Raw genomic sequence first — 21273 nt, 5'->3', positions numbered from 1 at the left:
TACCCGATGAGAGCTTTTACCCAGCACACAGGTCTTGTAGCGCCGTTGGACCGTGCCAACGTGGACACTGACCAGATCATCCCCAAGCAGTTCTTGAAGTCGATCAAGCGCACCGGTTTTGGCCCCAACCTGTTCGATGAGTGGCGCTATCTGGATGTGGGCTACGCCTACCAGGACAACTCCAAGCGCCCGCTGAACAAAGACTTTGTGCTCAATGCCGAGCGCTATCAGGGTGCCAGTGTGTTGCTGGCCCGGGAAAACTTCGGTTGCGGCTCCAGCCGTGAACACGCGCCGTGGGCCCTGGAAGAGTACGGCTTTCGCAGCATCATCGCGCCCAGCTATGCCGACATCTTCTTCAACAACAGCTTCAAGAACGGCCTGTTGCCGATCATCTTGAGCGATGCCGAAGTAGATGAGCTGTTCCAGCAAGTGGAAGCGAATGTGGGTTATCAGCTGACCGTGGACCTGGCCGCGCAGACCGTCACCCGTCCGGATGGCAAGGTGTATCACTTTGAAGTGGATGCGTTTCGCAAGCACTGCCTGATCAACGGCCTGGACGATATCGGCCTGACCTTGCAGGACGGCGATGCGATTGCCGCGTTTGAAGCCAGGCACCGGGCGAGTCAGCCTTGGTTGTTTCGCGATGCCTGATTTGCGGTAACCGTGCGGGCCCCATCGCGGGCAAGCCCGCTCCCACATGGATCGATGTTCGCCTGAACACCTCGGTCAACTGTGGGAGCTGGCTTGCCTGCGATAGCGCCAGTGCAACCACCACAAACCCCAAGGAAAGCCACCATGACCACCACTGCCCATACCCAAGTCGTGCAAAAACAATTCGGCGAACAGGCTGCGGCCTACCTGAGCAGTGCCGTGCACGCCCAGGGCACCGAGTTTTCGCTGCTGCAGGCCGAGCTGGCCGGGCAGGGCGCTGCACGGCTGCTGGACCTGGGTTGCGGTGCCGGTCATGTGAGTTTCCAGGTGGCGCCTCTGGTTAAAGAAGTGGTGGCCTATGACCTGTCCCGGCAGATGCTCGACGTGGTCACCGCCGCCGCGAAAGATCGCGGCCTGCACAATATCCGCACCGTCCACGGCGCCGCCGAGCGTCTGCCGTTCGCCGATGGCGAGTTCGACTTCGTGTTCAGCCGTTATTCGGCCCACCACTGGAGTGACCTGGGCCTGGCCCTGCGGGAAGTGCGCCGCGTGCTCAAGCCGGGCGGGGTGGCGGCGTTTGTGGATGTCTTGTCACCGGGTAGCCCATTGCTGGACACTTACCTGCAAACCGTCGAAGTGCTGCGCGACACCAGCCACGTGCGAGATTACGCCGCCGCCGAGTGGATGCAGCAACTCAGCGAGTCCGGTCTGCATGTGCGTAACAGTCTGCGCCAGCGCCTGCGCCTGGAGTACACCTCGTGGGTCGAGCGCATGCGCACGCCAGAGGTGCTGCGTGCGGCAATCCTTGAGCTGCAAAGGGCGATGGGCCAGGAAGTGCGCGATTATTACGAAATTCAGGCCGACGGCACCTTCAGCACCGACGTGCTGGTGGTCTTTGCCCAGTGTTGATTGATTTTTCCCGACCTGCCCACGGGCGGGTCGCTTGATGAAATGAGGAACCCATGAGCAAGCAGATTCTGATTCTCCCTGGCGACGGTATTGGTCCGGAAATCATGGCCGAAGCGGTCAAGGTGCTGGAGCTTGCAAACGCCAAGTACAGCCTGGGCTTCGAGCTGAGCCACGACGTGATCGGCGGCGCCGCCATCGACAAGCACGGCGTGCCCCTGGCTGACGAAACCCTGGACCGTGCCCGTGCGGCCGACGCCGTGTTGCTCGGCGCCGTGGGCGGCCCGAAGTGGGACAAGATCGAGCGTGACATCCGACCGGAGCGCGGCCTGTTGAAAATCCGCGCGCAACTGGGCCTGTTCGGCAATCTGCGCCCGGCGATCCTCTACCCGCAACTCGCCGATGCCTCAAGCCTCAAGCCGGAAGTGGTGGCGGGCCTGGATATCCTGATCGTGCGTGAGCTGACCGGCGGTATCTACTTCGGCTCGCCACGGGGCGTGCGCGAGTTGGAAAATGGCGAGCGCCAGGCCTACGACACCCTGCCGTACAGCGAGAGCGAAATCCGCCGTATTGCCCGGGTCGGTTTCGATATGGCCCGTGTGCGTGGCAAAAAGGTGTGCTCGGTGGATAAAGCCAACGTGCTGGCCTCCAGCCAACTGTGGCGCGAAATCGTTGAGGAAGTGGCCAAGGATTACCCGGACGTCGAACTGAGCCACATGTACGTCGACAACGCCGCGATGCAACTGGTGCGTGCGCCCAAGCAGTTCGACGTGATCGTCACCGACAACCTGTTCGGCGACATCCTGTCCGACCAGGCGTCCATGCTCACAGGTTCCATCGGCATGTTGCCGTCGGCGTCCCTGGACACCAACAACAAGGGCATGTACGAGCCGTGTCACGGTTCGGCGCCGGACATCGCAGGCCAGGGCATTGCCAACCCGCTGGCGACCATTTTGTCGGTGTCGATGATGCTGCGTTACACCTTCAACCTGAGTGAAGCGGCCGACGCGATCGAGAAAGCCGTCAGCCTGGTACTGGACCAGGGCCTGCGCACCGGGGACATCTGGTCCCAGGGCTGCACCAGGGTCGGAACGCAAGAAATGGGCGACGCAGTAGTCGCCGCGCTGCGGAATCTGTAATCTCTCGGGCCCGCTTGCAGTTGTTGCTGCAAGGCGGCCCACTTTTTAACAAGGTGTAGTTGCGATGAAACGTGTAGGTCTGATCGGTTGGCGCGGTATGGTCGGTTCCGTGCTCATGCAGCGGATGCTGGAAGAGCAGGATTTCGATCTTATTGAGCCGGTGTTTTTCACCACTTCGAACGTAGGTGGCCAAGGGCCGTCCGTGGGCAAGGATATTGCCCCGCTCAAGGACGCCTACAGCATTGAAGAGTTGAAGACCCTCGACGTGATCCTGACGTGCCAGGGTGGCGACTACACCAGCGAAGTCTTCCCCAAGCTGCGCGAAGCCGGCTGGCAGGGTTACTGGATCGACGCCGCTTCCAGCCTGCGTATGCAGGATGACGCGGTGATCATCCTTGATCCGGTCAACCGTAAGGTCATCGACCAGCAACTGGATGCCGGCACCAAGAACTACGTGGGCGGCAACTGCACCGTCAGCCTGATGCTGATGGGGCTCGGTGGCCTGTTCGAAGCCGGCCTGGTCGAGTGGATGAGTGCCATGACCTATCAGGCTGCTTCCGGTGCCGGTGCGCAGAACATGCGCGAGCTGATCAAACAGATGGGCGCGACCCATGCCGCTGTCGCCGATCAACTGGCCGACCCGGCCAGCGCGATTCTCGACATCGACCGTCGTGTGGCCGAAGCCATGCGCAGCGACGCCTACCCGACCGAGAACTTCGGCGTGCCATTGGCCGGTAGCTTGATCCCGTGGATCGACAAGGAACTGCCCAACGGTCAGAGCCGCGAGGAGTGGAAGGCTCAGGCCGAGACCAACAAGATCCTCGGTCGCTTCAAGAACCCGATTCCGGTGGACGGCATCTGCGTGCGCATTGGCGCCATGCGTTGCCACAGCCAGGCGTTGACCATCAAGCTGAACAAAGACGTGCCGATCGCCGATATCGAAGGCTTGATCAGCCAGCACAACCCTTGGGTCAAGCTGGTGCCGAACAACCGCGATATCAGCATGCAGGAGCTGAGCCCGACCAAGGTCACCGGTACCCTGAATGTACCGGTGGGCCGTCTGCGCAAGCTGAACATGGGTAGCCAGTTCCTCGGTGCGTTCACCGTCGGCGACCAGCTGCTGTGGGGCGCGGCTGAACCGCTGCGTCGCATGTTGCGGATTTTGCTGGAGCGTTGATCGCTTTCTTGCATTGAAGAACCCCGCGCTCTGGTGACAGGCGCGGGGTTTTTTATTGTTCTGTCGGGCGCTATCGGGAGCAAGCCCCCTCCCACATTCGACCCAGTTCCAACCTTGAAATGGAGGGCAAGTGTGGGAGGGGGGGCTTGCTTGCGATAGCGCCATCAGCCACACCACAAGGCCCAGGCTAATTGCCTCACCCCCAGCCACCCGGTAAAGTGCCGCTCCCCCCTGCAATGCCCGAGGCAGCCCCCATGACCCAGACCTTTGAAATCGCCGTGATCGGTGCCACCGGCACCGTGGGTGAAACACTGGTGCAGATCCTCGAAGAACTGGATTTCCCGGTAGGCACCCTGTATTTGCTGGCGGGCAGCAACTCGGCGGGGGCTTCGGTGCCGTTTCGTGGCAAGAACGTGCGGGTCAAAGAGGTCGACGAGTTCGATTTCAGCAAGGCGCAGTTGGCGTTCTTCGCAGCAGGCCCGGCGGTGACCCTGAGTTTCGCCCCGCGCGCCACAGCCGCTGGCTGTTCGGTGATCGACTTGTCCGGTGCATTGCCTGCCGAACAGGCGCCGCCAGTGGTGCCGCAGGCCAACGCCCAGGTGTTGAACGGTTTGAAAAAGCCGTTCCAGCTCGGCAGCCCAAGCCCGTCTGCCACCTACCTGGCGGTAGTGCTCGCGCCGTTGCGGGGTTTGGTGGACATCCAGCGCGTGAATGTCACCGCCAACCTGGCGGTCTCTGCCCAGGGCCGGGAGGCCGTCAGCGAGTTGGCGCGGCAGACCGCTGAGTTATTGAACGTGCGTCCACTGGAGCCGAAGTTCTTCGATCGGCAAATGGCGTTCAACCTGCTGGCTCAAGTCGGTACGCCAGACGCCCAAGGTCATACAGCCTTGGAGAAACGCCTCGTACACGAGCTGCGTGCCGTGCTGGAAACACCTTTGCTAAAGATTTCCGCAACCTGCGTTCAAGCCCCGGTGTTTTTCGGCGATAGCCTGACAGTGTCGTTGCAATTGGCCGCGCCGGTCGATCTGGCCGCAGTCAACCGTGCACTCGATGCTGCGCCGGGTATCGAGCTGGTTGAGGAGGGCGATTACCCAACGGCTGTAGGCGATGCGGTCGGCCAGGATGTGGTTTACGTAGGACGCGTACGTGCAGGTGTCGACGACCCCGCGGAACTAAATCTGTGGTTGACGTCAGATAACGTACGCAAGGGCTCGGCCCTGAACGCTGTGGAGCTGGCGCAGTTGTTGATAAAAGGCCTTGTGTAAAAGATACTTGGCGGCAATTTGTAGATTGATTCTAGCCAGGCGCTATGCTTGGTCCCAAGTGAAACACAAGCGCGTCGGTGACCTATCGGCTCGCCATGCCTTATGGCAGCGGTTACCAACCTTCTCGCAGGGCGGGGAGCGTTCAAACAAAGGATGAGGCTATGGTTCAAGTTCGCAAACTGGTGTTAGCAATAGCGGCCGCCTCGGCGCTGTCCTCCGGTATGGCGCAGGCGCTGCAACTTGGGGAGATGACCCTCAAGTCGAAGTTGAACCAGCCGCTGTCGGTGGAAATCGAATTGCGTGATGTGGGCGGCCTCACGGCGGCCGAGATCACTCCGAGCCTGGCTTCTGCCCAGGCCTTCGTGGATGCGGGTGTTGACCGCCAGGCGTTTCTCGATGACCTGACGTTCACCCCGGTGATCAACCCCGAAGGTCGCAGCGTGGTGCGCGTGACCTCCAGCAAGCCGCTGCCCGATTCCTATGTGCGCTTCCTGCTGCAGGTGCAATGGCCCAATGGCCGTTTGATGCGTGACTACAGCGTACTGCTCGACCCGGCCAAGTTCGACCAGCCGGCACCGACTGCCAGCGCGCCGGCCAGTACCGCACCTGCCGCCGGCACGCCCGCCCAGCACACCACCACGTCCCGCGACACCTTGTGGGAAATCGCCGCGAAGAATCGTAACGGCGCCTCGGTCCAGCAGACGATGCTGGCGATCCAGGCGCTCAACCCTGACGCTTTTATCGATGGCAATATCAACCGCCTGAAAACCGGCCAGGTCCTGCGCCTGCCAGATGTCACGCAAAGTACGGCGCTGGCGCAGCCTCAAGCGATCGCCGAAGTCAGCGCGCAGAACGCCGCATGGCGTCAGGGCCGTCGTACCCCCAAGGGCCAAGTGGCCGGCAAGGCGCAGTTGGATGCGACCAAGCGTACCCAGGCCGGCAATGCGCCGACGAGCACCCAGGCCAAGGACAACTTGAGCCTGGTCTCGGCCGAAGCCGCCAAGCAAGGTACGAAGGGCAAGGCCGGTGATAACCGTGCATTGAGCGACAAGCTGGCGATGACCCAGGAAGAGCTGGACACCACCCGCCGCGATAACGAAGAACTGAAGAGCCGCGCCGCCGACTTGCAAAGCCAGTTGGACAAGTTGCAAAAGCTGATTCAGTTGAAGAATGACCAGTTGGCTCGCTTGCAGGCGCAAAACGGTGAGCCGGCTACGGCTGCAATCCCTGCGCAGCTGGCAGGTGAGCCCGCAGCAGAGCCTGCGGCGCCCGCTGCAACCCCTGCACCCGCCGCTGAACCGCCCAAGCCGGTCGCGGCACCTGCTACCACCGAAGGCAAGTTCAATGACTTGCTGACCAACCCTATTATCCTCGGCATCATTGGCGGGGCAGGCATCCTGGTGGTGCTGCTGCTTCTGTTGCTGTGGGCGCGCCATCGCAATGCCCGCCGCGAAGAGGAAAAGCATCTGCGCATGGCGCGGGCGCTGGCCGAAGAGCCTGAGTTCACGCCCAATATTGACCAGGACCTGCCGCCCGACAGTTTTGAAGGCCTTGAAGTGCCGCCGCCGAGCGTCAAGCTGGGCGCCGCGCCAGCGCCTGCCCCGGTGGCTGAGCCGGTTGTCGTGCCGACTGTCGCTTCCGTGCTCGCACCCCTGGCCGTCGCTGTTGCCCAGGAGAATTCCAGCGATGCATTGGCTCAGGCCCAGTCCCATATCGACCGCGGCCACCTGAACCAGGCGGCTGATGTGCTTGAACAAGCCATCAAGCATGAGCCCAAGCGCAGCGACCTGCGTTTGAAGCTGATGGAAGTCTACGGCCTGCAGAATGACAAGGACGGCTTCGTCACCCAGGAGCGGCAATTGGTCGCCAACGGTGAGAACCACGCCCAGGTCGAGCAGCTCAAGAGCCGCTTCCCGGCCATGGCCGTGCTGGCAGCGGGCGTCAGCGCCGCCGTGGCTGCTGCGGCTCTCGATGCGCAGTACGTCAAGGATTTGCTCGATGACAAGCCGGCCGCGCCTGAGCCGGCGGACACCTTCGACAACGATTTTGACCTTAGCCTGGATGAGCTGGAAGCTGCCTCGCCGGCCGAGATCGCCCGGGACCAGCAAACCTTTGAAGCACTGCTGCAACAACAGACTGAGGCAAAGGCCGATGCGCAGGATCTCTCGGACTTTGACCTGGACCTGCAACTGGATCCGCCAGCGTCGAAATCCGATGACGACTTCCTCTCGGGACTTGAGGAGCAGATGAAGGACGTGCCGCCTGTCGAGCCGCCCACCCTGACACCTGCCGCGCTGGACGAATTCGAGTTGCCGGAAGACTTTGACCTGTCCCTGGCTGATGAGCCGACGGCCCCGGCAGCCAAGCCCGATGCGTTTGCCTCGGAACTGGACGACGTCAATGCCGAGTTGGACCGATTGTCCCAGAGCCTGGAGCACCCGCCGATCGAGCCGACCTTCACGGCCGAGGATGCCGCGCTGGGCGGTGATGATGAACCGGATTTCGATTTCCTCTCAGGCACGGATGAAGTCGCTACCAAGCTCGACCTGGCCCAGGCTTACATCGACATGGGTGATGCCGATGGCGCTAAAGACATCCTTGATGAAGTCTTGGTCGAAGGCAACGAAGACCAGCGTGGCGAAGCCAAGGAAATGCTCGGCCGAATCTAAAGCCAGGCGCTATAACAGTGTGGGAGGGGCGGTGCGACGATTCGACTTGCTCCCTCCCACATTTGTTTGGCATCGATCCATAACAAAACGCCCGTCAGGCATCCGACGCCTTTATAATGCCCGCCTTTGCGCAACTCATCAGGCTCTCAGTTCTTGGCAAATATAGATAACGCGGCCGCCGAAATGGCGGCCGCCGGCTTTTACCGCATCGCCCTGGGCGTGGAATACAAAGGCTCGCGCTATCGCGGCTGGCAGCGTCAGGCCTCCGGCGTGCTGACGGTGCAGGAAACCCTCGAAAACGCCCTGTCCAAAGTCGCTGACTCGCCGGTGTCGCTGATGTGCGCCGGGCGTACCGACGCTGGCGTACACGCGTGTGGCCAGGTGGTGCACTTCGACACCCAGGCCGAGCGGTCGATGAAGGCGTGGGTGATGGGGGCGAATATCAATTTGCCCCACGACGTGAGTGTGAGCTGGGCCAAGGTCATGCCGGCGCATTTTCATGCACGCTTCAAGGCCATCGCCCGGCGTTACCGCTACGTGATCTACAACGATCAGATCCGGCCCGCGCATCTCAATGAAGAAATTACCTGGAACCACCGCCCACTGGATGCCGAGCGCATGGCCGAGGCCGCGCAGCACCTGGTGGGCGTGCATGACTTCAGCGCCTTCCGCGCCGGCCAGTGCCAGGCCAAGTCGCCGATCAAGGAAGTTCATCACCTGCGAGTCACCCGCCACGGCAAGATGATCGTGCTGGATATTCGCGCCGGAGCGTTCCTGCATCACATGGTGCGCAACATTGCCGGCGTGCTGATGACCATCGGCACCGGCGAGCGCCCGGTTGAGTGGGCCAGGGAAGTGCTGGAAAGCCGCATTCGTCGCACGGGCGGCGTCACGGCGCACCCATTTGGCCTGTATTTGGTGGATGTGGAGTACCGCGACGAGTTCCAGTTGCCGGAACGCTTTATCGGGCCACACTTCCTCACAGGTTTCAGTGAACTTGGCGGCTGACGCCCGGAAAAGCTTTTGTTAACATCCGGGACTTTCTCGGTCCAACCCTGAGGTTCCTACGACATGTCAGCCGTTCGCAGCAAGATTTGCGGGATTACCCGCATAGAAGACGCGCTGGCGGCAGTCGAGGCAGGGGCCGATGCCATCGGTCTGGTGTTTTATGCCAAAAGCCCGCGCGCGGTGAATGTGCTGCAGGCGCGGGCCATCATTGCGGCGCTGCCGCCTTTCGTGACCACCGTGGGCTTGTTCGTCAACGCCAGTCGCTGCGAACTCAATGAAACCCTGGATGCGGTGCCGCTGGACATGCTGCAGTTCCACGGCGATGAAACGCCTGATGAGTGTGAAAGTTATCAGCGCCCGTACATCAAGGCGTTGCGGGTCAAGACGGGCGACGATATCGCCGCGGCGTGTGCCGCGTATATCGGCGCTCGCGGGATCCTGCTCGACACCTACGTCGAAGGCGTACCGGGTGGTACGGGTGAGGCGTTCGATTGGTCGCTGATTCCCGAAGGGTTGAGCAAGCCGATCATCCTGGCCGGTGGGCTCAACCCTGCGAACGTCGGGGCTGCCATCGAGCAGGTGCGGCCGTATGCCGTGGACGTCAGCGGTGGGGTGGAGCAGGGCAAGGGCATCAAGGATCACAACAGGATTCGCGCATTCATGCAGGCCGTGCGCAACAGCAGTGGCGGGATGTGACGGCTGGCAGTCTGCCGCCGTCCATAACTACCACTGTGTAAAACAGCCCGGCGCCGCCTGTGGGTGGCCCGGAAATGAAGTGGCAACCCTGCGCTGGCAGGTTGTCTGGAAGGCTGAGGATGCAGGCGGGAAATGGCAGGTCCAACGTCTGACCCCGTCCCGCAGGCATCATCGCCACATATGAATTTAGCTCAAGGGCATACGCGGGGCTGTGTTCAAGCCACCGGTACTGGAGAAAGAAAGCATGAGCAACTGGTTAGTAGACAAACTGATCCCTTCGATCATGCGTTCCGAGGTGAAGAAAAGCTCGGTTCCTGAAGGTCTGTGGCACAAGTGCCCGTCCTGCGACGCGGTGCTGTACCGCCCGGAGCTGGAAAAGACCCTGGATGTTTGCCCCAAGTGCAATCACCACATGCGTATCGGCGCGCGCGCGCGCATCGACATCTTCCTGGATGCCGATGGCCGCAACGAACTGGGCGCTGACCTGGAGCCGGTCGACCGTCTCAAGTTCCGCGACAGCAAGAAGTACAAGGACCGTCTGGTCGGTGCGCAGAAGCAGACCGGCGAGAAGGACGCGCTGATCTCGGTCAGCGGCAAGCTGCTGGGCATGCCGGTGGTGGTCTCGGCCTTCGAGTTTTCCTTCATGGGCGGTTCCATGGGCGCCATCGTCGGTGAGCGCTTTGTGCGTGCGGCCAACTACGCCCTGGAAAACCGTTGCCCGATGATCTGCTTCGCCGCCTCCGGTGGTGCGCGTATGCAGGAAGCGCTGATCTCCCTGATGCAAATGGCCAAGACCTCGGCGGTACTGGCGCGTCTGCGCGAAGAAGGCATTCCGTTCATCTCGGTACTGACCGACCCGGTCTACGGCGGCGTTTCCGCCAGCCTGGCGATGCTCGGCGATGTGATCGTCGGCGAGCCCAAGGCGCTGATCGGTTTTGCCGGCCCGCGTGTGATCGAGCAAACCGTGCGCGAGAAGCTGCCGGAAGGCTTCCAGCGCAGCGAGTTCCTGCTGGAGCACGGTGCTATCGACCTGATCATCCCGCGTGGCGAACTGCGTCCACGCCTGGGTAACCTGCTGGCGCAAATGATGGGCCTGCCGACGCCTGTGTACGTCGCGCCTAAAGTCGAGCCAATCGTCGTGCCGCCGGTGCCTGCAAACCTATGACCCAACGTACCCTGGGCGAATGGCTCGCCTACCTTGAGCAGTTGCATCCGTCCGCCATCGACATGGGCCTGGAGCGCTCGCAACAGGTAGCGGCCCGCCTCGGGTTGGGCCAGCCGGCACCGCGTGTGATCACGGTGACCGGCACCAATGGCAAGGGCTCCACCTGTGCCTTTGTCGCGGCGCTGTTGCAGGCCCAAGGCCTGAAGGTCGGCGTGTACAGCTCGCCGCACCTGCTGCGCTACAACGAGCGGGTACAGCTCAATGGCGTCGAAGCCACGGACGAGCAGTTGTGCGCAGCCTTCGCTGCCCTGGATGCCGGGCGTGGCGATATTTCCCTGACCTATTTCGAGATGGGCACCCTGGCGGCGTTCTGGCTGTTCGAGCGTGCGCAACTGGATGTGGTCGTACTGGAAGTCGGCCTCGGCGGGCGCCTGGATACGGTCAATGTGGTGGATGCCGACCTGGCGCTGGTCACCAGCATCGGTGTTGATCATGCCGACTACCTGGGCAATACCCGCGAGTCCGTGTCCTATGAAAAGGCCGGGATCTTCCGTCCAGGCAGGCCGGCGCTGTGTGGCGACCTGGATCCGCCGCAACCTTTGCTGGACAAGGTGCGCGAGCTGGATTGCCCGTTCTACCTGCGCGGCCGTGAATTCAATCTCGATATCGGTGCGACCCATTGGCAATGGCGCGGGCGTGATGCCCGTGGCAAGGTGGTCGAGCTGCTTGATTTGCCGCTGCTGAACCTGCCGATGGAAAACGCTGCGCTCGCGCTGCAAGCCTATTTGCTGCTGGATCTGCCGTGGGATGCCGAGCAGATCGGCGCAACCCTGCGGGCGACGAAAGTGGTGGGGCGCCTGGATCGTCGGGTGCTCGACTGGCAAGGCAAGCGCCTGAACCTGTTGTTGGATGTGGGGCACAACCCCCATGCGGCTCACTATTTGGCGCAGCGCCTGGCACGCACGCTACCGGCCGGCCGTCGACTGGCGGTGTTCGGGCTGTTGGCCGACAAGGATCTGGATGGGGTGGTTGCGCCGTTGCTTGGCAGTGTTCAGTCTTGGGCTGTTGCGCCGCTGGATACGCCGCGCAGCCGGCCGGCGGTTGAGCTGCAGACCGCCTTGCAGAACCTTGGCGCGCCCGTGACGTCGTATGCAAGCATCACTGCCGCCCTTGAAGCGCAGTGTGCGGTGGCTACGGCAGAGGACGAAATCCTGTTGTTCGGATCATTTTATTGTGTTGCCGAGGCGCTCGAATGGCTGGCCCGGCGCTCCACGGAGGAAGCTGCACATGGCATTACTGGATAGCGCATACAAGCAGCGAATGGTTGGAGCCCTGGTATTGGTGGCGTTGGCAGTCATCTTCCTGCCGATGCTGTTTTCCCGTCAGGACGAGCAGCGCCAGGTGGTGGTTGAAGCGCCCGCTGCGCCCCAGGCGCCGGTGGTGCCCCAGGTTCAGGTCGAGCCGGTGGTGGTGCCCGAGCCTCAGGCGTTGCCGGAAGAACCTGTACCTGTCGAGGAGGAGGTCGCCACGCAACCGGCTCCTTCGATGCCGGTGCAGCCAAGTGTGCCGGTGGTCAAGCCGACGCCGGCACCGGCTGTCGCTGCCAAACCGCCTGCACCGGCGCCAACGCCCAAGCCTGTGGCGCCGCAGCCTGCTGCGCCGGGTAAACCGGATGTGGGCCAGGGCCGCATTGATCCCAATGGCCTGCCGATCAGTTGGTCGATCCAGCTCGCCAGCCTGGCCAATCGCGAAAGTGCCGACGCCTTGCAGAAAAAGCTGCGTGCCCAGGGTTATAACGCTTACATCCGCAGCGCCGATGGCAAGAATCGTGTGTTTGTCGGGCCGCTGATCGAGCGCGCCGAGGCTGATCGCCTGCGCGATTTGCTGGGCCGCCAGCAGAACCTCAATGGGTTTGTGGTGCGCTTCCAGCCAGAGCGCGGCTGATTCAAGCAGGCATTAACGCAATCTAAGTGTGGGAGGGGGCTTGCTCCCGATAGCGGTGGGTCAGTCAGTACATCTGATACTGACACACTTCAATCGGGAGCAAGCCCCCTCCCACATTGGTTTATGGTGGGCTTGAAATGGCGTTCACACCGCCCAATCTATTGATTTGCAAAGCAGCCGCAATCACCGCTTACCGATAGCCCGGCGCTCTGCTAAAATGCGCCGCCTTATCCGTACGTAGGCTGCACTGTGCCATTTACCTGGGTTGATTGGGCGATCGTTGCAATCGTCGCCATCTCCGCTTTGATCAGTCTGAGCCGCGGCTTCGTAAAAGAAGCACTGTCGTTGCTGACCTGGATCATCGCAGGAGTCGTAGCCTGGATGTTCGGTGGTTCACTGTCGGTCTACCTGGCCGGGTACATAGAGACACCTTCGGCTCGCGTCATCGCGGGCTGCGCCATCATGTTCATCGCCACGCTGCTGGTGGGGGCAATGGTCAATTATCTTATTGGCGAATTGATACGTGTCACCGGCCTCTCCGGGACCGATCGATTTCTCGGCATGGCCTTCGGTGCCGCGCGTGGCGCGTTGCTGGTGGTCGTGGCGGTCGGGCTGTTGAGCCTGGGGCCGGTACAGCAGGATTCGTGGTGGCAGGAGTCGGTACTCGTGCCAAAATTTCTATTGGTTGCAGATTGGTCCAAGAACCTCATATTGGGGTGGAGCAGTCAGTGGCTGGCCAGCGGAATCAGCGTACCCGCTGATCTTCCGTTCAAGGAACACCTCTTGCCGGCGCAAACGCCTCAGTAAGCTGTGTTCAGTCAAGATTCATTAAGTAGGGGTTGCGTCGCATGTGTGGCATCGTCGGTATCGTCGGTAAGTCGAACGTCAATCAGGCGCTGTATGACGCGCTAACCGTCCTCCAGCACCGCGGCCAGGACGCTGCCGGTATTGTGACCAGCCACGACGGCCGGTTATTCCTGCGCAAGGACAATGGCCTGGTGCGTGACGTGTTCCATCAGCGTCACATGCAGCGCCTCGTCGGGCACATGGGCATTGGCCATGTGCGTTACCCGACTGCCGGTAGTTCGACTTCGGCCGAAGCTCAACCGTTCTACGTCAACTCGCCTTACGGCATCACCCTGGCGCACAACGGTAACCTGACCAACGTTGAACAGCTGGCCAAGGAGATCTACGAATCTGACCTGCGCCACGTCAACACCAGTTCCGACTCGGAAGTGCTGCTCAACGTGTTCGCCCACGAACTGGCCCAGCGCGGCAAGCTGCAGCCGACCGAAGAAGACGTGTTTGCTGCCGTGATCGACGTGCACAACCGTTGCGTCGGTGGTTATGCCGTGGTGGCGATGATCACCGGGTACGGCATCGTCGGTTTCCGCGACCCCCACGGCATCCGCCCGATCGTGTTCGGCCAGCGTCACACCGACGAAGGCGTCGAGTACATGATCGCGTCCGAAAGCGTGTCCCTGGATGTACTGGGCTTCACCCTGATCCGCGACCTGGCGCCGGGTGAGGCTGTCTACATCACCGAAGACGGCAAGCTGCACACCCGCCAGTGCGCCGTTGCGCCGAAGCTGACCCCGTGCATCTTCGAACACGTCTACCTGGCGCGTCCGGACTCGATCATCGACGGTGTGTCGGTCTACAAGGCGCGTCTGCGCATGGGCGAGAAGCTGGCCGAGAAGATCCTGCGCGAGCGTCCTGAGCACGACATCGACGTGGTCATCCCGATTCCGGACACCAGCCGTACCGCTGCGCTGGAACTGGCCAACCACCTGGGCGTCAAGTTCCGCGAAGGCTTCGTCAAGAACCGCTACATCGGCCGTACCTTCATCATGCCCGGCCAGGCTGCGCGCAAGAAATCGGTGCGTCAGAAGCTTAACGCCATCGAGCTTGAGTTCCGCGGCAAGAACGTGATGCTGGTGGACGACTCCATCGTACGCGGCACCACCTGCAAGCAGATCATCCAGATGGCCCGCGAAGCCGGTGCGAAGAACGTGTACTTCTGCTCTGCAGCGCCTGCGGTGCGTTACCCGAACGTGTACGGTATCGACATGCCGAGCGCCCATGAGCTGATCGCACACAATCGTTCGACCCAGGACGTGGCCGACCTGATCGGCGCCGACTGGCTGATCTACCAGGACCTGCCAGACCTGATCGAAGCGGTCGGCGGTGGCAAGATCAAGATCGAGCAGTTCGACTGCGCCGTGTTCGACGGCAAGTACGTGACCGGAGATGTCGACGAGGCTTATCTGAACAAGATCGAGCAGGCGCGTAACGACTCGTCCAAGATCAAGACCCAGGCGGTCAGCGCGATCATCGACCTGTACAACAACTGAGTAGACACCGGCCCTGAGGGGCCGGTTTTGTATCTTAAATAACGTATTGAGTAAGGAGTCGCAGCATGAGTCAGGAATGGGATGCCGGTCGGTTGGACAGCGACCTCGATGGCGTAGCTTTCGATACCCTGGCTGTGCGCGCCGGCCAGCACCGCACCCCGGAAGGGGAGCACGGTGACCCGATGTTCTTCACCTCAAGCTACGTGTTCCGCACGGCGGCCGACGCTGCGGCGCGTTTTTCCGGTGAGGTGCCGGGCAACGTGTACTCGCGCTACACCAACCCGACCGTGCGCGCGTTCGAAGAGCGTATCGCGGCCCTGGAGGGCGCTGAGCAGGCTGTGGCGACCGCGACCGGCATGGCGGCCATCCTGGCGGTGGTGATGAGCCTGTGCAGCGCTGGCGACCATGTGCTGGTGTCGCGCAGCGTGTTCGGCTCGACCATCAGCCTGTTCGAGAAGTACTTCAAGCGCTTCGGTATCGAAGTGGATTACGTGCCCCTGGCGCATTTGTCCGGCTGGGATGCGGCGATCAAGGCCAATACCAGGCTGCTGTTCGTCGAATCGCCGTCGAACCCGCTGGCCGAGTTGGTCGACATCGCTGCGCTGTCCGAAGTCGCCCACGCCAAGGGTGCGATGCTGGTGGTGGATAACTGCTTCTGCACCCCGGCCTTGCAGCAACCGCTGAAGCTGGGTGCGGACATCGTGGTGCACTCGGCAACTAAGTTCATCGACGGCCAGGGTCGTTGCATGGGCGGCGTGGTGGCTGGACGCAGCGAGCAGATGAAGGAAGTGGTGGGCTTCCTGCGTACCGCCGGCCCGACCCTGAGCCCGTTCAATGCCTGGATCTTCCTCAAGGGCCTGGAAACCCTCAGCCTGCGCATGAAAGCCCATTGCGCCAACGCCCAGGCCCTGGCCGAGTGGCTGGAGCAGCAGGACGGTATCGAGAAGGTGCACTACGCTGGCCTCAAGAGCCACCCGCAACACGCCTTGGCCCAGCGCCAGCAGCGTGGTTTTGGTGCGGTGGTGAGTTTCGAAGTCAAGGGCGGCAAAGACGGCGCCTGGCGCTTTATCGATGCGACGCGCTTGATCTCCATTACCGCCAACCTGGGTGACAGCAAGACCACCATCACCCACCCGAGCACCACCTCCCATGGGCGCCTGGCGCCGCAGGAGCGTGAAGCGGCCGGTATCCGTGACAGCCTGATCCGCATCGCGGTGGGCCTGGAAGATGTAGCAGACTTGCAGGCAGACCTGGCCCGCGGGCTGGCGGCCTTGTGATCGAGTGGTCCATGGAGGCCGCAGCGGCCAGTAACGGGCGCGTTGCGCTGGTAACGGGCGCGGCGCGGGGCATTGGTCTGGGGATTGCCGCGTGGCTGATCAGCGAAGGCTGGCAGGTGGTGTTGACCGACCTTGACCGCGAGCGCGGCGCCAAGGTGTCCAAGGTGCTGGGTGATAACGCCTGGTTCATCACCATGGACGTGGCCGACGAGAAGCAAGTGGCCCAGGGGGTTGCAGAGGTGTTGGGGCAGTTCGGGCGACTCGACGCGCTGGTCTGCAATGCCGCCGTGGCTGACCCGCGCAATATCACCCTGGAAAGCCTCGATCTGGCGTACTGGAATCGCGTGCTGGCGGTGAACCTCGGCGGGCCGATGCTGTTGGCCAAGCATTGCGCGCCGTACCTGCGCGCCCACGGCGGTGCGATCGTCAACCTGGCCTCGACCCGGGCCCGTCAATCGGAGCCGGATACCGAAGCTTACGCGGCGAGCAAGGGTGGCTTGCTGGCCCTGACTCACGCCTTGGCCATGAGCCTGGGGCCAGAGGTTCGGGTCAATGCGGTCAGCCCTGGCTGGATTGATGCGCGTGATCCTGCTGCACGCCGTGCGGAGCCGCTCACCGATGCTGATCATGCCCAGCATCCGGCGGGCAGGGTCGGTACGGTAGAGGACGTGGCGGCGATGGTGGCCTGGTTGCTGTCGCGTCAGGCCGGGTTTGTCACCGGGCAAGAGTTTGTAGTGGACGGTGGCATGAGCAAGAAGATGATTTACAGCGAGTAGGGCGGTTAGCCGTCTTGAAGTGATTTTGTCTTTTTCAGAAAAACTTCAAGCAGGCTATTGACTTAGGTCCGCTACCTGCGTAAATTTCGCGGCCTCAACGAAGCAAAGGGTGATTAGCTCAGCTGGGAGAGCATCTGCCTTACAAGCAGAGGGTCGGCGGTTCGATCCCGTCATCACCCACCACTTCTTGAGAGTCTTGCACTTGTGGCAAGACGCAACTTTAAAGGTTGCACCGACGCGCAGCGGTAGTTCAGTCGGTTAGAATACCGGCCTGTCACGCCGGGGGTCGCGGGTTCGAGTCCCGTCCGCTGCGCCATATTTTACAGGTTCGATGTGTCGGGCTTGAGATTGAACAACCCAGGTTGATCGATCAGATGTTCAAAGGTGGTTGAGGGTTTACGCTCAATCAGCCAAGCGATACGCAGCGGTAGTTCAGTCGGTTAGAATACCGGCCTGTCACGCCGGGGGTCGCGGGTTCGAGTCCCGTCCGCTGCGCCATATCTGCATCAAGGCCCACTGAACGCCTTGAAGCACAAGAAAGCCACTGGCTGACTTGATCCGATAGCAAAGACCCTGGTCGAAAGACCGGGGTTTTTTGTGTCTGGCGTTTGAAAAAACGTCATGGTGTTTGTGACATCGTCCTCATTTATAGGCAAGCGGCTGACAGATCGTCTCGATCTTGTCGGCCGTTTTGCGTTGTTGTGTCAAAAAATTTCAATGTGGTTATTTGCCGCAGGCGCAGAAACCTTTAAAGTTAACCCTTCGGTCAACTTTGCACTGTCATCATGGCCTTTTGATTCGTCGTAAAAAGGCTTCTGCAAGTCTCGATATTCGGTGTACTTAACCATAAGGGCGGATTTATAACCGCTCAGAGGATGATCCATGTCCAACCGTGAAATAACCCGGCGCTCGTTCCTCCAGGGCGGCCTGGTGGCGGGTGTGAGCGTCACGCTGACACCGCTGAGCACCCAGGCGCTGGCTGCCCTGATGGAAAACAGCGTTACCGTGCCGTCCGAAAAATGGCTGGGCAATAACGGCAAGGCGCGTCAGCGTAACGATGCGTTGTCCAAAGTGTGCGGCAGCAAAGTCTTCGCCCGCGACATCCGCTCCAAGGACATGCCCGGCTGGCCCGTGCAGCAAGGTCACGCCATGCTGCTGAAAACCATCAAGGCCGACCATATTTATGCGGGCTACGACCTGGCGTGGCTCGGCGCCGATCTGCAGCCGGATCGTATCGTCACCGCTGCCGATCTGGACAAGGACGGTATTGTTTTCCCCGAGGAGCATGCTCCGGATCCGCTGCTGCCTGAAGGCAAGGTGCCGATGTTTATCGGTCACCCGGTGGCGATCCTGATCTGGAACGATTTCGAGCGTTTCCGCCAGGCCAAGAACAAACTCAAATTCAACGACAAGGCGATTCGTTACGGCGCCAAAGTGCCGTACTACGAAGGCGACCCTTACGGTAGCTTCCGCTATGTGCGCGTTGGCGGCGCCACCTCGGCCGATGAAGACGAATTTGCCAGCCTCAAGGATTCGATTCTGTTTCCGATGCTGAAAAACCGTCGCCCGGTATGGAATTCACAACCGAATCTGCACGGCAACCTGACCGAGCGCGGGCTGTTCTACGCCGACCGCATGAAGAGTCAGATCAACACACCGCCGGACAACTGGCTGGTGTTCGACGAGCGCTACAAGACCCCGTCAATCGAGCCGGCAGCCATGGAGCCGGACAACGGCAACGGTTGGTACGATCCGGCAACCAAGACCCTGCATTTCGTGGTGGCCACCCAGTGCCCGTTGGAGGTGGCCACCGAGACTGCGAAAATGATCTCGCCGTCGCGCTTCGGCCTGGCCAACCTGAACATGCACCCCGGTTACACCGTGGGGTACGGCTCCAAAGACCACAACATCTTTGTCTACTACGCCGCCCTCGCGGCGTTGTACGGCGCCGGCGTGCCGGTGCGTCTGGCCAATGACCGTTACGAGCAGTTCCAGAGTGGCATCAAGCGTCATCCGTTCGACATTCGTTACCAATTGGCTGTCGACAAGAACGATCACAGCTTCAAGATCTTCCTCGCCGACATGAGCGTCGACGGCGGTGGCCGGATCAACTACAGCCCCTCGGTAGCCGCTGTAGGCGCCACGGCCGCACAGTCGATCTACTACATGCCGCAGAACGACCTGCAAGTCACCGCGTATCACTCGCGGGGCGTTGAAGCCGGTTCGATGCGTGGGTACGGCACCCTGCAAAGCATGGCTGCGACTGAAATGATGGTCGATGAAATCGCCGGTCGTCTCGGTGTAGATGCTATCGAGTTGCGCCGCAAGAACGCACTGCGTTCGGGCATGAAAAACACCCAGGGCGCCATTCCTGCCGGTGCGTTGCGCCTGCACGAAATCCTCGACAAAGCCTCTGTGCACGAGGTCTGGAAAAACCGCGACGCGATCAAGCAACAACGCGAAGCCGCGGACCCGGATAACTGGTACGGCGTGGGTTTTGCTATCTGCCAGAAAGACTTTGGCACTGGTTCCGAAGCTCCGATGGCCAGTATCGAATTCAGCGCTGACGGTCGCATCAGCCTGCGTCATATCGGTATCGAAATCGGCACCGGTATGTCTACCTCGCAATCGCTGGTCGTTGCCGATTTCCTTGGCAGCCCGGCCCACGAAGTGAAGACTGGCGAAACAGAGTGGAAGGAAATGCAGCTGATCACCAGCGGCAACCCTTACATCATGAGCCAGGCCGAGCAGGACAACCTGCTGCGCAACCCGCGCTGGGTGGGCAAGCTCGCTTCGGCATCTTCGGCCACCAACTCGGCGTACTACTTCAGCCACGCCACCCGTGAAGCGGCGCGCGTGCTGTTCAACCATGGTTTGTGGCCGGCGGCGCTGGAGATCTGGCGTCAGGGCCCGTTCGGCGGTCAGGCCAACCCGTATGTGGTGCGCCGCGAAGATGCGCATTGGGTCGACGGCAAGCTCACCGCCAACGGCATGCAGCCGCTCAGTTTTGAAGAATTGGCCAAGCGTGCCCACGAGCGCGGCCTGGTCACCGCGGCCACTGTGCACGGTTTCAACCGCTGGAGTTGGGCCGAGGCTGAATACAGCATCGACGGCGTGCGTGAGCGCCTGCCGCTCGACGGCCTGGCCGTGAAGTACGGCGACGGCGCGCCAAAAGCCAAGCAGGCGCTGATGAGCACTGCCGGCTTCCATCTGCTGGATCGCCAGAATATCAGCTACCCCGCGACGCAGTTGAACAACGCTGCCGTGACTTACTACAGCCCGGTCGCCACATTGGTCGAGCTGAAGGTCAATAAGGGCTCGGCGCAGGTGGAGGTGCTCAATCACCATTCGTGGATCGAGTGCGGTCGCGTGTTGGTTGAGGAGTTAGTCAAAGGTCAGCTTGAGGGCGGTGTCGCCATGGGCATCGGCCACGCATTGATGGAGGAAATGCCGCTGTATGAAGGCGGGCCGGGGGAGGGTGACTGGAACTTCAACCGTTACCGTCTGCCGATGGCGCGTCACGTTGCCGTGTGGAAACAGACGTCGGAGATTTTGCCGGCGCTGTCGCCGAGCGATCCATCCAAGGGTATCGCTGAAGTGGTGATGATCCCGATCGTCGGGGCCATCGGTAATGCCGTGGCGCACGCCATCGGTAAACGTGTTCGCGACCTGCCAATCACTGCTGCGCGCATCAAGGAAGCCCTCAATGCCTAACCGTCCGCTTCAACTGACCCTCAATGGTCAATCCGTCGGCCCAGTGGACATCCCTGATGACCTGCCGATGATCGACTACCTGCACGAATACAAAAACCTCACTGGCTCGCGTCTTGGCTGCGGCCAGGGTATTTGCCACGCTTGCGTGGTCATCGTCGACAACCCGGACGGCACCAGCGAAGAAGTGCGCACTTGCATCACCGGCGCGCATTACTTTGAAGGCAAGCGAGTGCGCACCATCGAATCCCACGCCAAGCGCGATGAGTCGGGGCAGGTTATCGAACTGAACCCGATCCAGCAGCGCTTCGTGGATGAGTTTGCGTTCCAGTGCAGCTACTGCGCGCCGGGCTTCGTCAACGCAGCGACCGTGCTGGTGGAAAAGCTGCAACGTCAGCCGACCGTACACAGCAAACTGGAACAAGTCATCGAGGACAGCCTTGGGCATCACGTCTGCCGTTGCACTGGATACGTGCGTTATTACAACGCTACCCGCAACGTGCTGACCGATCTCGGCCTGGTCAAGGAGGGTTGA

The 21273-nt window shown here is 61.4% G+C and carries 18 protein-coding genes and 3 tRNA genes; 20 read left to right on the top strand and 1 reads right to left on the bottom strand.

Annotated features, from left to right (window positions below):
• The first annotated feature begins 6 nt into the window (after positions 1-6).
• The 18 genes from leuD (at position 7) to LJX92_RS17445 (ending at position 17525) form a co-directional block, all read left to right on the top strand.
• Positions 7-651, top strand: coding sequence for a 3-isopropylmalate dehydratase small subunit (leuD, locus tag LJX92_RS17530; RefSeq protein WP_005789771.1), 645 nt, complete (start codon positions 7-9; stop codon positions 649-651).
• 144 nt (positions 652-795) lie between these two features.
• Positions 796-1560 (top strand): class I SAM-dependent methyltransferase, encoded by a 765-nt coding sequence (locus LJX92_RS17525; RefSeq protein WP_032880244.1) that lies wholly within the window; start codon positions 796-798, stop codon positions 1558-1560.
• Between the two features lie 53 nt (positions 1561-1613).
• A complete protein-coding gene (gene leuB, locus LJX92_RS17520) occupies positions 1614-2696 on the top strand; it encodes a 3-isopropylmalate dehydrogenase (protein ID WP_032880245.1) in 1083 nt (360 codons plus the stop codon).
• 64 nt (positions 2697-2760) lie between these two features.
• The gene (gene asd, locus LJX92_RS17515) at positions 2761-3873 is read left to right on the top strand and encodes an aspartate-semialdehyde dehydrogenase (RefSeq protein ID WP_005789767.1); all 1113 of its coding nucleotides are present in this window, start codon (positions 2761-2763) and stop codon (positions 3871-3873) included.
• Positions 3874-4127: 254 nt separating this feature from the next.
• Positions 4128-5138: an aspartate-semialdehyde dehydrogenase gene (locus LJX92_RS17510; protein WP_223018999.1), complete on the top strand. Its 1011-nt coding sequence runs from the start codon at positions 4128-4130 to the stop codon at positions 5136-5138.
• A gap of 161 nt (positions 5139-5299) precedes the next feature.
• Positions 5300-7807, top strand: a complete 2508-nt coding sequence (locus LJX92_RS17505; protein ID WP_223018998.1) for a FimV/HubP family polar landmark protein — start codon at positions 5300-5302, stop codon at positions 7805-7807.
• Positions 7808-7990: 183 nt separating this feature from the next.
• Positions 7991-8815: a tRNA pseudouridine(38-40) synthase TruA gene (truA, locus tag LJX92_RS17500; RefSeq protein ID WP_005789756.1), complete on the top strand. Its 825-nt coding sequence runs from the start codon at positions 7991-7993 to the stop codon at positions 8813-8815.
• Between the two features lie 63 nt (positions 8816-8878).
• A complete protein-coding gene (locus LJX92_RS17495; protein WP_005789755.1) occupies positions 8879-9511 on the top strand; it encodes a phosphoribosylanthranilate isomerase in 633 nt (210 codons plus the stop codon).
• Positions 9512-9755: 244 nt separating this feature from the next.
• On the top strand, positions 9756-10676 hold the full coding sequence (gene accD / locus LJX92_RS17490) for an acetyl-CoA carboxylase, carboxyltransferase subunit beta (protein WP_005789754.1): 921 nt from the start codon (positions 9756-9758) through the stop codon (positions 10674-10676).
• Positions 10673-11980 (top strand): bifunctional tetrahydrofolate synthase/dihydrofolate synthase, encoded by a 1308-nt coding sequence (folC, locus tag LJX92_RS17485; RefSeq protein WP_032880250.1) that lies wholly within the window; start codon positions 10673-10675, stop codon positions 11978-11980. The genes accD and folC overlap by 4 nt, the downstream gene beginning before the upstream one ends.
• Complete coding sequence (locus tag LJX92_RS17480) at positions 11964-12620, top strand: SPOR domain-containing protein (RefSeq protein ID WP_223018997.1); 657 nt, start codon at positions 11964-11966, stop codon at positions 12618-12620. Before folC ends, LJX92_RS17480 begins: the two co-directional genes overlap by 17 nt.
• A 249-nt stretch (positions 12621-12869) precedes the next feature.
• On the top strand, positions 12870-13427 hold the full coding sequence (locus tag LJX92_RS17475) for a CvpA family protein (RefSeq protein WP_005789751.1): 558 nt from the start codon (positions 12870-12872) through the stop codon (positions 13425-13427).
• A gap of 41 nt (positions 13428-13468) precedes the next feature.
• Positions 13469-14974, top strand: a complete 1506-nt coding sequence (purF, locus tag LJX92_RS17470) for an amidophosphoribosyltransferase (RefSeq protein WP_003192537.1) — start codon at positions 13469-13471, stop codon at positions 14972-14974.
• A gap of 65 nt (positions 14975-15039) precedes the next feature.
• On the top strand, positions 15040-16251 hold the full coding sequence (locus LJX92_RS17465; RefSeq protein ID WP_228308721.1) for an O-succinylhomoserine sulfhydrylase: 1212 nt from the start codon (positions 15040-15042) through the stop codon (positions 16249-16251).
• Positions 16252-16262: 11 nt separating this feature from the next.
• Positions 16263-17027, top strand: a complete 765-nt coding sequence (locus LJX92_RS17460) for an SDR family oxidoreductase (protein WP_032880253.1) — start codon at positions 16263-16265, stop codon at positions 17025-17027.
• A gap of 107 nt (positions 17028-17134) precedes the next feature.
• A tRNA-Val gene (locus tag LJX92_RS17455) sits at positions 17135-17210 on the top strand.
• Between the two features lie 56 nt (positions 17211-17266).
• Positions 17267-17343, top strand: a tRNA-Asp gene (locus LJX92_RS17450).
• A gap of 105 nt (positions 17344-17448) precedes the next feature.
• Positions 17449-17525 (top strand) — tRNA-Asp (locus LJX92_RS17445).
• Between the two features lie 206 nt (positions 17526-17731).
• Here LJX92_RS17445 and LJX92_RS17440 read toward each other — a convergent pair.
• On the bottom strand, positions 17732-17911 hold the full coding sequence (locus LJX92_RS17440) for a hypothetical protein (RefSeq protein WP_032880254.1): 180 nt from the start codon (positions 17909-17911) through the stop codon (positions 17732-17734).
• Here LJX92_RS17440 and LJX92_RS17435 point away from each other — a divergent pair.
• Positions 17910-20741: a xanthine dehydrogenase family protein molybdopterin-binding subunit gene (locus LJX92_RS17435; RefSeq protein ID WP_223018996.1), complete on the top strand. Its 2832-nt coding sequence runs from the start codon at positions 17910-17912 to the stop codon at positions 20739-20741. The genes LJX92_RS17440 and LJX92_RS17435 overlap by 2 nt on opposite strands.
• On the top strand, positions 20734-21273 hold the full coding sequence (locus LJX92_RS17430; protein WP_005789732.1) for a (2Fe-2S)-binding protein: 540 nt from the start codon (positions 20734-20736) through the stop codon (positions 21271-21273). Before LJX92_RS17435 ends, LJX92_RS17430 begins: the two co-directional genes overlap by 8 nt.

It is taken from the genome of Pseudomonas sp. HN8-3 (genome assembly GCF_020790195.1).
GTDB classification, from domain to species: Bacteria; Pseudomonadota; Gammaproteobacteria; order Pseudomonadales; family Pseudomonadaceae; genus Aquipseudomonas; species Aquipseudomonas synxantha_A.
The sequence above is the reverse complement of the archived record's forward strand: the minus strand, read 5'-3'. Positions and strand labels throughout refer to the sequence as shown.